The 12749-nt window shown below is 69.6% G+C and carries 15 protein-coding genes and 1 pseudogene; 5 read left to right on the top strand and 11 right to left on the bottom strand.

Annotated elements, in window-relative coordinates:
• The 11 genes and pseudogenes from RX333_RS16820 to RX333_RS16770 all read right to left on the bottom strand — a co-directional run.
• A pseudogene (locus RX333_RS16820) lies at window positions 1-466 on the bottom strand (hypothetical protein); the annotation flags it as partial.
• Window positions 463-843, bottom strand: coding sequence for a biopolymer transporter ExbD (locus RX333_RS16815; protein WP_316016121.1), 381 nt, complete (start codon window positions 841-843; stop codon window positions 463-465). The pseudogene RX333_RS16820 and the gene RX333_RS16815, both read right to left, overlap by 4 nt.
• Window positions 840-1229, bottom strand: a complete 390-nt coding sequence (locus tag RX333_RS16810) for a biopolymer transporter ExbD (protein WP_316016120.1) — start codon at window positions 1227-1229, stop codon at window positions 840-842. Before RX333_RS16810 ends, RX333_RS16815 begins: the two co-directional genes overlap by 4 nt.
• Before the next feature lies 1 nt (window position 1230).
• Complete coding sequence (locus RX333_RS16805) at window positions 1231-1854, bottom strand: MotA/TolQ/ExbB proton channel family protein (RefSeq protein WP_316016119.1); 624 nt, start codon at window positions 1852-1854, stop codon at window positions 1231-1233.
• On the bottom strand, window positions 1854-2291 hold the full coding sequence (locus tag RX333_RS16800; RefSeq protein WP_316016118.1) for a hypothetical protein: 438 nt from the start codon (window positions 2289-2291) through the stop codon (window positions 1854-1856). Before RX333_RS16800 ends, RX333_RS16805 begins: the two co-directional genes overlap by 1 nt.
• A gap of 178 nt (window positions 2292-2469) precedes the next feature.
• On the bottom strand, window positions 2470-2904 hold the full coding sequence (locus tag RX333_RS16795; RefSeq protein ID WP_316016117.1) for a type II 3-dehydroquinate dehydratase: 435 nt from the start codon (window positions 2902-2904) through the stop codon (window positions 2470-2472).
• Between the two features lie 4 nt (window positions 2905-2908).
• A complete protein-coding gene (locus RX333_RS16790) occupies window positions 2909-4204 on the bottom strand; it encodes a TRAP transporter large permease (RefSeq protein ID WP_316016116.1) in 1296 nt (431 codons plus the stop codon).
• Window positions 4201-4734 carry a TRAP transporter small permease gene (locus RX333_RS16785; protein ID WP_316016115.1) on the bottom strand — a complete coding sequence of 178 codons (534 nt, stop codon included), beginning with the start codon at window positions 4732-4734 and terminating at the stop codon, window positions 4201-4203. The genes RX333_RS16790 and RX333_RS16785 overlap by 4 nt, the downstream gene beginning before the upstream one ends.
• A 71-nt stretch (window positions 4735-4805) precedes the next feature.
• Complete coding sequence (dctP, locus tag RX333_RS16780) at window positions 4806-5789, bottom strand: TRAP transporter substrate-binding protein DctP (RefSeq protein WP_316016114.1); 984 nt, start codon at window positions 5787-5789, stop codon at window positions 4806-4808.
• 64 nt (window positions 5790-5853) lie between these two features.
• Window positions 5854-7740: a bifunctional sugar phosphate isomerase/epimerase/4-hydroxyphenylpyruvate dioxygenase family protein gene (locus tag RX333_RS16775; RefSeq protein ID WP_316016113.1), complete on the bottom strand. Its 1887-nt coding sequence runs from the start codon at window positions 7738-7740 to the stop codon at window positions 5854-5856.
• The gene (locus RX333_RS16770) at window positions 7737-8624 is read right to left on the bottom strand and encodes a shikimate dehydrogenase (RefSeq protein ID WP_316016112.1); all 888 of its coding nucleotides are present in this window, start codon (window positions 8622-8624) and stop codon (window positions 7737-7739) included. The genes RX333_RS16775 and RX333_RS16770 overlap by 4 nt, the downstream gene beginning before the upstream one ends.
• A gap of 123 nt (window positions 8625-8747) precedes the next feature.
• Here RX333_RS16770 and RX333_RS16765 point away from each other — a divergent pair, with 123 nt between their 5' ends.
• From RX333_RS16765 to RX333_RS16745, 5 genes are all read left to right on the top strand, one after another.
• Entirely contained in the window at window positions 8748-9419 is a 672-nt protein-coding gene (locus RX333_RS16765; protein WP_316016111.1) for a TetR/AcrR family transcriptional regulator, read from the top strand.
• 111 nt (window positions 9420-9530) lie between these two features.
• Entirely contained in the window at window positions 9531-10736 is a 1206-nt protein-coding gene (locus tag RX333_RS16760; RefSeq protein WP_316016110.1) for a D-alanyl-D-alanine carboxypeptidase/D-alanyl-D-alanine-endopeptidase, read from the top strand.
• A 311-nt stretch (window positions 10737-11047) separates the two neighbouring features.
• Window positions 11048-11674 carry a hypothetical protein gene (locus RX333_RS16755; RefSeq protein WP_316016109.1) on the top strand — a complete coding sequence of 209 codons (627 nt, stop codon included), beginning with the start codon at window positions 11048-11050 and terminating at the stop codon, window positions 11672-11674.
• Complete coding sequence (locus tag RX333_RS16750) at window positions 11671-12087, top strand: phage holin family protein (RefSeq protein ID WP_316016108.1); 417 nt, start codon at window positions 11671-11673, stop codon at window positions 12085-12087. Before RX333_RS16755 ends, RX333_RS16750 begins: the two co-directional genes overlap by 4 nt.
• On the top strand, window positions 12077-12749 hold a 673-nt coding region (locus RX333_RS16745), incomplete at its 3' end, for a DUF3618 domain-containing protein (protein ID WP_316016107.1). The genes RX333_RS16750 and RX333_RS16745, both read left to right, overlap by 11 nt.

Below are 12749 nucleotides of genomic sequence, written 5' to 3'. Positions count from 1 at the left end.
GGCCCGGCTCGGGCGCGGCCCGGCTCTCCGCCATCTCGGGAGCCGATCGCGCAGGCACCGCCGGGTCGGAGGACGCCGCACGCGGCGCCGTGTCGGCACGCACAGGCGCTGCGGGGGCGGGCGCTTCGGCCATAACCGCCTCACTGCGCGGGATGACAGCCGCCGCAGGATCGACAGGTTCGATCGGCTCCACCGTCTCCTCCGGCACGGCCTCTTGCACCGACGTCTCGACCCGGTCTGCAGGCACCGCCTCTTTCGCTTCCGCCCGGTCGCTGGGGCTCTCCACAGCCCGCGCCCCGGTGGCGAGATCGGCGAAGCTCGACCCAAGGCTCGCGCGTGCGCCGGTCGCGCCGCCCGCCATCTCGACCCGCGGTCCATCCGGGATGGCCAGCGTGATCCCGCCGCCGACCAGCGCCAGCGCGGCGACCGCGCTCAGCAGCCCGGCCATGCGCGAGGACGGGATCATCGCAGCCCCCGTTCCGTCACGATCATCACCGCACCCGCGCCCGCCGCACGCATCTCGGCGGCCAGCGCCACCAGCCGTGCCGCGGGCAGGTCGCGATCCGGCACCAGCCGCACGGCCTGCCGCTCCGCCTCCGTCAGCCCGCCGAGATAGGCGGCCGCCGACGCGACCTGCCGCCCGCGGAACTCCATCCGCCCGTCGGCGAAGATCACCAGCGCATCGGGCGGGGCGCGGCCCTCCATCTCGTCCGCGCGCACCAGCGCCACCTCGCGGCTGAGCGGCGGCGCGATTGTCCCGGCCACCATGAAGAAGACCAGCATCAGGAACACGACATTGATCAGCGCGATCGTCGGCTCCCGCCGGGAGGACGCGCGCCTCATGTCCCCGACCCCAGGACCACCGGCGCGACACCCGGCACGCCCGCCAGCACCACCAGCAGATCGGCCAGCCGTTGCGAACTGACCTCGCCGCGCAGCGCCACCAGAACGGTGCGCGCGCCCTCCGCCTCGCCGAGCGCTGCGGCGAGCTCCTCCAGCGTCAGTGCCTCTCCGTTGAGGTCCAGCCCCTCGGCCCGCAGCCGCAGGAACAACGGCGGCGCCTCCGCGGCCTGCGCGCCGTCGCCGCCCGCCGCCAGCTCGATCTCGCCGAAGCGAGAGAAGGTGGAGGTCAGCATGAAGAACAGCAGCAACAGGAAGATCACGTCGATCAGCGAGGTCAGCGACAAGACCCTCCGCCGCCGTACCCGCCGGGGCAGGATCGCGCTCATCTCAGGCCAGGCCGAGCGGCGCGCGGATCGTGGCGATGGCGCGCTCGGCCAGCACGCGCTCCGCCTCCATCCGGGCCTCGAACCAGCTCAGGATCGCGGCGGTCGGCATCGCCACGGCCAGCCCCACCGCCGTGGTCAGCAGCGCCACCCAGATGCCGCCCGCCAGGATCGACGGATCGACCTGCGCGCCCGCGTCCTGCAGGGCGCGAAACGCTTCGATCATGCCCAGCACCGTGCCGAACAGACCCAGCAGCGGCGCGAGCTGCGCGACGGAGTCGAGCAGCCGCAGCCCCCGCTCCAGCCGGGCGAAGCGCGTCTCCGCCTCCGCACCCAGCCGGGCGGCCGCATCCGCGTTGCCGGGGGCCTCGAGCGCCATGCCGATCACCGGCGCGAGATAGGAGCGGGAGCGCGCCAGCGCCTGCCGCGCCCCCTCCCTGTCGCCCGCGTCCCAGGCCGCGACGGCGCGCGCCAGCTCCCGGTGCCGCCCGACCCCGGCGGTGGCGAACTGCCACAGCTTGTAGAGAACGACCGCCAGCGTCAGCACGCCGATGGCGATCAGCAGCAGCACCACCGGCCCGCCCAGATCGGCGACCCGGCCGAACGCGCCGGTCGTCAGGTCGGCCATCATCCCGCGATCTCGATATCCGTGCGGGTGTCGAGCCGCAGCGTCTCGATGCAGATCTCCGCGTCGAGACCCGGCGCCTCGCAGCTTTGCGCCCCGTTGATCAGCAGCATCCCGATCTCGTCGCATTGCCGGTCGGGCAGGGTGAACTGCCGAACGCGCGGACGGCCCGGCGGCAGGCTGCCGAAATCGAACAGCGTCAGCTGCGCGACCTGCCCGCCCGCATCGAACAGCACCGCCTCGTAGACGGCGCTCTCGACCGCCCGGTCGTGCCCGTTGGACAGGAGGAAGCTCAACGTGCAGCCGCCCTCGGCCTGAGCCGCCGCGTTCAGCTCGATCGAGATTGCGGGGCGCTCAACCGCTTCGGCTCGATCCTCCTGAGCCGACGCGGCTGCCGCCACGAGACATATCGCACACAGGGCCAACCCGAGTTTCGCCATCGTCACATCCTCCCGGCGCATCGCTTCGACCCCGACCAACCATTTCCGACAAAATCGGTCAAGAGAAAACGCCAGCTCGACCGATGGCCGACTGCGTCACCGGACCGGGTCGAATATCCCGCGACAGGAGCGATCGTCCGTGATGACGGCCTTGCCCGAGGATCGGTCGGCCGCAGGCTCAGCCGAGCGCGGCCAGCTTCCTCAACGCGAAGCCATAGCCCTCGATCCCGAAACCCTCGATCTTCGCGGTCGCGGCCTTCGACACGAGGGAGGGGTGGCGGAAGGCGTCCCGACGGAACAGGGCCGAGATATGAACCTCGATGATCGGCCCCTCGAAGATCAGGAGCGCATCGAGGATCGCCACCGAGGTGGAGGTGAAGCCCGCCGGGTTGATGAGCAGCCCCGCCGCCGTCCTGCGGGCGGCCTTGATCCAGCCCATGATCTCCGCCTCGCTGTCGCTTTGTCGGAAGTCCAGCTCGACGCCCAGCTCGTCGCAGGTCTCGCGGCACAGCCGCTCGACATCGGCGAGCGTGGCATGGCCGTAGATCTCGGGCTGGCGGGTGCCCAGCATGTCGAGATTGGGTCCGTTGATGACGAGCAGGGTCCTGGTCATGGCGTCAGCCTCCATATCCGTAGAGCCGGGGCAGCCACAGCACCACGTCCGGCACGAAGGTAATCACGGCCAGTCCCACCATCATGATGCCGAGGAAGGGCAGAAGGTGGCGGATCGTCTCCTTGACCGGCGCGCGCGTGATCGAACTGACGACGAACAGCAGCAGACCGTAGGGCGGTGTCGCCAGCCCGATCATGGTGTTGACGACGACGATGACCCCGAAATGCACCGGATCCACGCCCAGCGAGACCGCCGTGGGCAGGAAGATCGGCACGATGACCAGCAGGATCGCATTCGCCTCCAGCAGGCAGCCCAGCACCAGCAGCAGCGCGTTGATCATCAGCAGGAAGCCGATCATGTCCAGCTCGGCCCCCGACAGCGCCCCGCGGATGGCGAGCGGCACCTGTTCGACCGTCACGACGTAGTTGAAGGCGAGCGCGCCCGCGATCAGGAAGCCGACGCTCGCCGTAGATTTGGCGCTGGAGCGGACGGTCTCGTAGGCGCGGCGCAGGCTGACCGAGCGGTAGAACACGGTCGAGACCACGAAGGCATAGAGCGCTGCCAGCGCCGCCGCCTCGGTCGGGGTGGTCACGCCGCCATAGATGCCGACCAGCAGGATCACCGGCATCAGCAGCGCGGGCACCGCGCGCAGCGTGATCATCGGCAGCTGGCGCAGCGGCACCGGCTCCTCCACCGGGTAGTCGTGGATGCGCGCCTGCCAGGCGTTCATCACCATCAGCAGCACGCCCAGGATCAGGCCCGGCGCCACACCGGCGAGGAACAGGAACCCGATCGAGGTGTCGGAGACCAGCGCGAACAGCACCATCGGGATCGAGGGCGGGATGATCGGCCCGATGATGGCCGAGGCCGCCGTGATCGCACCGGCATAGGAGCCGGGATATTTCCCGTCGCGCGTCATCAGGTTGATGATGATGCGACCCATGCCGACCGCATCCGCGATGGCGGAGCCCGACATGCCCGAGAAGATCAGCGAGGAGACCACGTTCACATGCCCCAAGCCGCCGCGGAACCGCCCGACCAGCGCGCGGCAGAAATCGAGCAGCCGGTCCGACAGCGAGCCCACGTTCATCAGGTCGGCCGCGAAGATGAACAGCGGAATGGCGAGCAGCACGTAGGAGCCGTAGAGCCCCTGCAGCATCTGCTCGAAGGCGATGCTCATGTCGAGCCCGGCCAGCAGCAGGTAGAGCACGCTCGCGCCCAGCATGGCGTGCCCGATGGGCAGCCCGATCAGCGCGGACAGGACGATGGCCGCGACGGCGGCGCCGAATTGCCAGCTCATTCGGTGAAGTCCTTTCGCGTGGCCGCGTGCGGTTCCGCCTCGGCGGCGGGAACAGGCGCTCCGCGCAGGGCGGCCCAGGCGATCGCGGCATAGCGCAGGATCGACACGACCGAGAAAATCAATGCGATGGAGAAGACCCAGTTGAACGGGATGTCGAGATAGCTCGTCTGCTCGATCCGCATGAAGGTGACGTAATCCCACAACGCGGGCAGCGAGATCAGGTAGATCGCGACCAGCGCGGTGGCGAAGATCGCGCGGAACCAGCGGCGCACGCCCGGTCCGACCGATCCGTAGACGATGTCGAAGCGGATCTCGTCGGCCTCGCTGGCCGATACCGATTGCCCCCACAGCAGGATCCACAGCCACGAGATGACGCAGACCTCCACCGTCCAGCCGACGGGGTCGTTCATCACGTAGCGCATGAAGACCTGCAGGATGAAGCAGGCGAACATCGCCGCGAGCATTATGGCGGGCACCGCTTCGGCGGCGTGCCGCGCGCGGTCGCGCCAGCGGTTCGGGATCAGGGGCATGGGGTCACCTCGACAGGGACCGGCGGGCCGGGTCTGGCCCGCCGGAACATCGGCTCAGGCGGTGGTCGGGATCAGTCCGCCAGCGCGTTGATCGCGTCGAGCATGCCCTCGGGCCAGCTCTCGGCGAATTCCGACTCGAGATAGCGCGCCTGCGCGTACTCGCGGAACGCCTCGCGATCGGGCTCGTAGACCCGCAGGCCCTCCTCCTCGAAGAAGGCGACCAGCTCCTGCTCGCGGTCGAGATGGCGCTGCGTGCTCTCGGCGATGGCCTCGTCCACGGCCGTCTGCAGGGTCTCCTGCTGCTCGGCGCTCAGCTCGTTCCAGGTATCGGCCGCGATGGCCAGCACGTCGAAGCCGACGAGGTGCCCGGTCATGACGATCTGGCTCGTCACCTCGTAGAACTTCATGTTGTAGTCGTTGGGCAGCGGGTTGTCCTGCCCGTCGATCGCGCCGGTCTGCAGCGCGGTATAGACCTCGGCATAGGCCAGTGGAGTGGGATTGGCGCCGATCGCCTCGCCCAGGAACTGCCACGCGTCGCCGCCGGGCATGCGCAGGGTCACGCCGGACAGGTCCTCGGGCGTCTGCACCTCGATCTCGGGCGCGAGGTTGACCTGGCGCGTGCCGAAATAGACCGGGGCGAGGACGTGGATGCCGATCTCCTCGGCCATCGCCAGCAGCTCGCCGCCGACCTCGCTGTCGAACAGCGCGTCCAGGTGCGAGGCATCCTGGAACAGGTAGGCCGAGGTCACGATGGACCATTCGGGCACCTGCTCGGCGATCTTCTGCGGTGCGACCAGACCCATCTCCAGGTTGCCGCGCTGCATCGAGGTCAGCTCCGAGCCCTGCTGCACCAGCGTGGCACCGTTGAAGACCTGCATGTCGAACGTGTCCGACACGGCCTCGGCGATGTTGGCGAAGGCTTCCGCCCGGATGTCGTTCTCGGACACCACCGACGACAGGCGCAGGACCGGCAGGTCTTGGGCCGTGGCCGCACCGGCCAGCGCGGTGCTCGCGATCAGGGCCGCGAGGGCGGCCTTCCTTGCGTGATACGTCATATGTTCCTCCCATTATGAACGTTCGCGTGTCTTTGGTTGCCGCGGCCCCTCACGGGGCGACGGATCACATCAGGGCCGCCTCCTTCGGTGGTCTCGCCCGTTTCTGTGCAGCGATGCGGAACGGTGCGTTCGGCGCGCCGTATCCGGCATAGGCCCCGCGCCGCTCGACGATCTCGAAGAACAGCCCGCCCGCGATCGGTTGCGAATAGAGCTGAAAGAATTCCCCGCCCGCATCCGCATCGTAGAGGATCCCGTGCGTGCGCAGCTCGGCCAGCCGCTCGGGTTCCAGCGCGAAGCGCGCGGCCAGGTCGTCGAAATAGTTGCCCGACACCGCGAGCGGCGCGAAGCCGCACGATGCCAGCGCCCGCGCGGTGGCGAAGATGTCGTCGGTGGCGAAGGCGAGGTGCTGCACCGTCGCCCCGAAACTCTCCGCCAGGAACGCGCCAGCGAGGGTCCGGTGCGTCTCCGCCCCGTTTAGCGTGATCCGCAGCCGCCCGTCCGCGCTGGCGACCGCCTGACTGCGCACCAGCCCGTCTGGGTCGATCACGTCGACCACCGGCGCCTTCTCCATGTCGAACAGAGTCGTGTAGAACAACGTCCAGCTCAGCATCTCGTCATAGGTCATCGTTTGCGCGATATGGTCGATCCGCGTCAGACCCACGCCGCCGGTCGTCGGGGTCTCCGTCTCGAACTCGACCGACCAGACGTCCGACAGGCCGCTGTGTTCGTCGATGAAATGAAGCACGCTGCCGCCCAGCCCGCGGATCGCGGGGATCGGCAACTCGCCCGGCCCGGGCGCCTGCTCGAACGGTCGCGCGCCCAGCGCGCGCGCCCGGTCCACGGTCTCCGCCGCGCTGTCCACCGACAGGCCGATATCGCAGACGCTGGTGCCGTGGACGTTGAAGGCGCGGGCCGCGTGGCCCGTGGTCTCGGAGTTCAGCACGATGCGGATATCGCCCTGCTGCCACAGCGTGACGTCCTTGGCGACATGTCGGCCCGCACGGGCGAAGCCGAGGGCGGTCAGCCCACGCTCCAGCGTGGCCCGCTCCTGCCCGCGCGTCGCGAACTCGACGAAGGATACGTCGCGCACGCTGCGCGGTCCGGGCATGGGCTCCAGATCCACGGCGATACCGGGCTCCGCCCGTCGCACCCGGTCCATCAATGCCACCAGCGACCTGTGACCGTCGCGGGCGATGGTTTCGGGCCGTCCGCCGCGGAACTGGTCGTTGAAGATCTCCAGGCTGACCGGCCCGTCATAGCCTGTGGCCGCGACGGCGCGCATGAACTCGGTCACGCTCAGGTCGCCCTCGCCGGGCATGTTGCGGAAATGCCGGGACCAGTAGAGCAGGTCCATCGAGATGCGCGGTGCATCGGCCAGCTGGACGAAGAAGATGCGATCGCCGGGAATGCGCCGGATCGTCTCGGGGTCGATGCCGCGCGCCAGCGTGTGGAAGCTGTCGAGGATCAGGCCGACCGACGGGTGATCCGCGCGGCGCACGATCTCCCACGCGTCGCGGTGATCGTCGACATGGCGCCCCCAGGCCAGCGCCTCGTAGCCCACGCGCAGATCGCGCGCCGCTGCCCGCGTGCCCAGTTCGGCAAAGTCGTCCGCCGCCCGGTCGATGCCGCCATGCGCCTGCGGATGGACCGAGGAGCAGACCAGCATCAGGTCGACGCCCAGCTCCTGCATCACGTCGAATTTCCGCTCCGCCCGATCGAAGGCGAGCGTCCGCGCATGGCCGGTCATCCCCTCGAAATCGCGGAACGGCTGGAACAGCATCAGCTCCAGCCCCGCGTCGCGGATCCGGCGCCCGACCTCGCGCGGGCCGCGGATATCCGCGATGAAATCCTGCTCGAAGATCTCGATGCCGGTATAGCCCGCGGCGGCGATGGCCTCGATCTTCTCCTCCAGAGTGCCGGAGATGGAGACGGTGGCGATCCCGGTCTTCATGCCGTCGCCTCCGCCGCCGCGTGGAAGCTGGCGCGCATCCGCTCCGCGTCGGGTGTCGCTCCGGTGAACAGCTCGAAGGCGCGCGCGGCCTGGAAGATCGCCATGCGCCCGCCATCCAGCGTCGCGCAGCCGCGGGCGCGCGCGGCGGCCAGCAATTCGGTTTCCAGCGGGAAATAGACGATGTCGGCGACCCAGTGGCGCGGATCGAGCAGGCTCGGCTCGACCGGCGATCCGGGCAGCTTCGCCATGCCGACCGGAGTCGCGTTGACCACGCCATCCGCCGCGCCGAGACCCGCGCCCACATCGTCGAGTCGTTCGGCGATCGCGCGCCCGGCCGCGGCGTTGACCGCTTCCGCGAGACCCTCGGCCGAGGCTGCGTCGCGATCGTGGATCAGAAGCCGCCCCGCCCCCAGATCGGCCAGCGAATGGGCCACGGCCCCGCCCGCGCCGCCTGCGCCGACCAGCACGACGGTGTCGAGCGATGCCCCCGGCAGACCCTGCCGCATGGCCTGCGCGAACCCCCAGTAATCGGTGTTGTGCCCCTCGAGACCGCGCTCGGAGAAGACGATCGTGTTGACCGCCCCAACCCGCCGCGCCGCATCGGAGGCCCTGTCGACCAGTGCCAGCGCCTCGCGCTTGAACGGATAGGTCACGTTCACCCCGGCCAGCCCGGCCACCCGCGCGCGATCGACGAGCTGCTCGAAGCAGAGCTCCGGCGACGCCTCGGCGTCCATCAGCTCGTAGCGATAGTCGAATCCGAGGGCCGCGCCCTCCGCCATGTGCATCCGGGGCGTGCGGGACGGACCGATGCCGCGCCCGATCAGGGCGACGCGAACGGTCGTCGCGCTGCCTGCCGTGCCGGTCATGTCTCGAATCGTGCCCATCGTCCGTCCGTCGAAATCCGCTTTCGATGGCACATTGTACCGCACGGTTAATTTGGTCAACAAGAATGTACTGGTCGGTTAAATCGCCGGGTGCTATCCCGGAATTCGGTCGGGGAGGGCGGCATGAGCGGACAGGCAAGGACACGGCGCGGCTGGACGCAGAACCCCGAAGCGGTGCGGGAGGACATCCTCTCCGCCGCGATCTCGGAGTTCGCCGCGCATGGCCTGTCCGGTGCCCGCGTCGACCGGATCGCGGCGCGGACCGAGACCTCCAAGCGCATGATCTACTACTATTTCGGCGACAAGCTGGGGCTCTACTCCGCGGCGCTGGAAACGGCCTATGCCGAGGTCCGCCACGGCGAGGAGACGCTCGATCTCGACCGGCTCTCACCGATGGCGGCGCTGGAACGGCTGGTCGCCTTCACCTTCGACCACCACAGGTCCAATCCCGATTTCATCCGGATGGTGATGATCGAGAACATCCACAACGCGGCGCATCTGAGCAATTCGGAGGTGATCCGCGACCTCAACACCACGGCCATCGACCGGATCGCCGAGCTTTGCCGGCGCGGCGCCGAGGACGGAACCATGCGCCCGGATGTCGATCCGGTCGCCCTGCACTGGCAGATCAGCGCCCTCAGCTTCTTCAACGTGTCGAACGAGCCGACCTTCTCCGCGCTGTTCGGCGAGGCGTTCTTCTCGGACGACATGCAGATCGCGCGCCGCAGGATGGTGGTCGAGGCCGTGATGCTCTCGGTCGGAGCGTTGCGGCCCGCAGCACCCGGCCCATCCTAGGCCCGCCATCCCCCTCCGATCCGGCCGAAAGCGACCCCCGAGGCCGCGTCGCCCTATATGAGTGGCGAGGACGCGCCGTTCGCGTCCTCTCGTGCTCGTATCGGAGGTCCCATGCGTATCCCTTTCATCGCCGCCGCGCTCGCGCTCTGCCTGCCGTTCCAGCCAGCCTTCGCTCAGGAGACCGAAGCCCAGATGGACGCACGGATCGCGGCGCTCGACCCCGCGGCGCTGGTCTTCGTGCTGGACGCGGACGGCGCGGAGCTGCTCGCGCGCAACGCCGACGACCCCTTCGTGCCCGCCTCGGTGGCCAAGATCGTCACCGCCTGGCTGGCGCTGGAGGTGCTGGGCGAGGATCACCGCTTCGAGACCGAGTTCTACCTAGACGCCGATCGCGTGCTGCACGTGCGCGGCGGCGGCGACCCGTTCCTGGTGTCGGAGGAACTGGCCGAGCTCGCGCCGCGCCTGCTGGCCGAAATCGGCCCCGCCCCCGTCGAGGGCATCGTCCTCGACGCGCGCTATTACCCCGACAGCCTCATCATCCCCGGCATCGAGGCGAGCGACGAGGCCTACGACGCGCTCAACGCCGCCCTGTCGGTCAACTTCAACACGATCAACGCCGTGCGCGAAGGCGCGACCGTGCGCTCGGCGGAGGAGCAGACCCCGATCACGCCGCTCGCCATCGAGCAGTTTCTCGAGCGTGGCCCGAACGGGCGGGGCCGGATCAGCCTGCCGCAGGACGATCCGGGCGTCGGCATCCGCTACGCGGGCGAGCTGATCGCCGCCTTCCTCACGCGCGCGGGCGGCGCCGTAGAGGGCGACGTGACCATCGGCACCGTGCCCGTGGGGTTGGAGCCGGTCTACGTGCACCGCCAGTCGCGCGACCTGGCCGAGATCGTCCGCCTCATGCTGCTGGGGTCCAACAACTTCATCGCCAACCAGCTGTTCCTCGAGGTCGGCGCGCATCGCCTGGGCGGGCCCGCAAGCCTCGACAAGTCGCTCAGCGTCGCGCGCGAGCTGCTGGCAGAGCATGGCCTCGCCGAGGAGGTCGTGCTGGTCGAGGGCTCCGGCATCAGCCGCGACAACCGCTTCACCGCGCGCGGCCTCGCGGGCGTGCTCGACCTCTTCGCGCCGCACGCCGCGCTGCTGCGCCGGTCGGAGAGCGGCGCGCGCTACAAGACCGGAACGCTCTCGGACGTGCGCACGCTGGCAGGCTATGCCGAGACGTCCCGAAACGGCCCCGTCCGTTTCGTCATCTCCACGCGCCGTCCGGGGCAGATGCGCTTCGATCTGCTCAGCGCCATCGAGCGCGGTCTCTGAGGGCAGGGCTCGACAGCGGCCGCCGCGAGACGCGAGGCCGTCCGTGCCCGCACGCGACGACCGCCATCTGTTCTGGATGCAACGGGGGGGCGGCCGTCCCGCCCCGCCTTTTCCCACCGGGTGGGCGCAAAAGAGTCTGTTTGCGGGCACTGGACGGCGCGACGATTCGATCCACCTCTTTCGGCATTGCGATCAAGCATATAGCCCAGTCGAAGGACTCCGAATGCATAGCGTCTTCTATCTCATCGGCCTGATCGTCATCGTTCTGGCCATTCTCAACTTGGTATTCTGAAAATCCGGGGGAACTTTACATGACCAACACACCCAACAATCCACCGCCCAGCGGCGGCAAGCCCGAAACCGACGAGGCGCGCCGCGCCGGCGAACAAACGCGTGAAGAGATGAAGGCCGCCGCGCGCGACCTCGAAAGCTCCGCCCGCGCCGCCGCGCAGGACGCCCGCCACAAGGCCGAGACCGAGGTCCGCGCCCGTGCCGACGGCATGAAGGAGGCTGCGGCCTCCGAGGTGTCGAACATGGCCAATGCCCTGCGTACCGCGGCGGACGAGTTGCGCTCCGGCTCCCCGCAGGAACGCACCTTCGCCCAGATCGCCGACGGCCTCGCCGATGCGTCCGACAGCATCCGCGGCAAGGACATGGGCGAGATCGCGGGCGATCTCAGCCGCTACGCGCGCCGCAACCCGCTGGTCTTCCTCGGCGGGGCCGCGCTGATCGGCTTCGCCGCGACCCGCTTCGCCAATGCGAGCGCCCGGCGTCCCTACGACCACGACGATTACGAGCCGACGGGCGCACCCCGTGCCCCCGCCGCATCTCGCGCGCCCGTCGCGCCCGCGGGCACGCCGCCCGTGACGCGCCCCACGCCCGCGATGCAGCCCGGCCTCGCCAGCCCCGCGATCGACCGGACCGGAGGTGACTCGTGACCGACCACACTCCCACCCCGCCGCCGAGCTCGCGGTCCACGACGGACCTCGTGGGCGACGCGCTGACTCATGTCAGCTCCCTCGTGCGCAAGGAGGTCGACCTGGCCCGCGCCGAGGTGAACGAGAACCTCAACCGCGCGGGCGTGGCCATCGGCCTGATCGTCGGCGCGATCGTGATCGCGCTGACCGCGCTCAACGTCCTGGCCGCGGCCCTCACCGCCGCGCTGACCGAGGCGGGCATCCCCGCCGGCTGGTCCGCGCTGATCATCGGTGCGGTTCTGGCCATCATCGCCTTCATCCTGATGGGCAAGGGCGTCAACGACCTGAAACTGTCCAGCCTGGCGCCGACGCGCACAGTGGACAACGTCAAGCGCGATGCACGCGCCGTGAAGGAGGCCACAAATGCCGACTGACCACCGCTCCCCCGAGGAGATCGAGCGCGACATCGAACGCGAGCGCTCCGAGCTCAAGGGCACCATCTCCGACATCCAGGACCGTTTTTCGGTCGATGGCGTCGTGCGCGAGGTGTCCGAGCAGCTGCGCGAGCATGGCGGCGAGATCGGCCGCTCCCTCTCCCGCTCCGTCCGCGACAACCCCACCGCGCTCGCGCTGACCGGCATTGGCCTCGCCTGGCTGATCTTCGGCAACGAGCGTGACCGGCGCGAGCCGCTGCCCCGTCGCCGCACCGAGCAGCTTCGCCGCGACCGCTACGCGCAGGAGGATTACGGCGACGGCTTCGGCGCCTATGACGACGATTACGACGACGTCGACGACGCCTATGCGCTGGAGCCGCGCCGCCGGACGACCACGCCCGTCGTGCGTCCCGTGCGCCGCACTCCGGTCCATACCGGCCCCGAATGGGCCCGTCCGGTCACGCCCGCCGATTTCGACGACGCCGATTACGACGATGCGGACGATCGCGGGCTGATGGACGGCGCGCGCGACCGCGCCTCCGCGGCGGGCTCCGCCGTGGCCTCCGGTGCCGCCTCCGCCCGCGACGGCGTGGGCAACGCCGCTTCGGCCACCGGCAGCGCGCTGTCCTCGGCCGGATCGTCGGTCAAGGGCGCGGCCTCCT

The sequence above is a fragment of the Roseobacter sp. HKCCA0434 genome (assembly GCF_032464675.1).
Taxonomy (GTDB): Bacteria; Pseudomonadota; Alphaproteobacteria; order Rhodobacterales; family Rhodobacteraceae; genus Pontivivens.
Note: the sequence above shows the minus strand (reverse complement) of the source record. Positions and strands in the feature narration are given on the sequence as shown.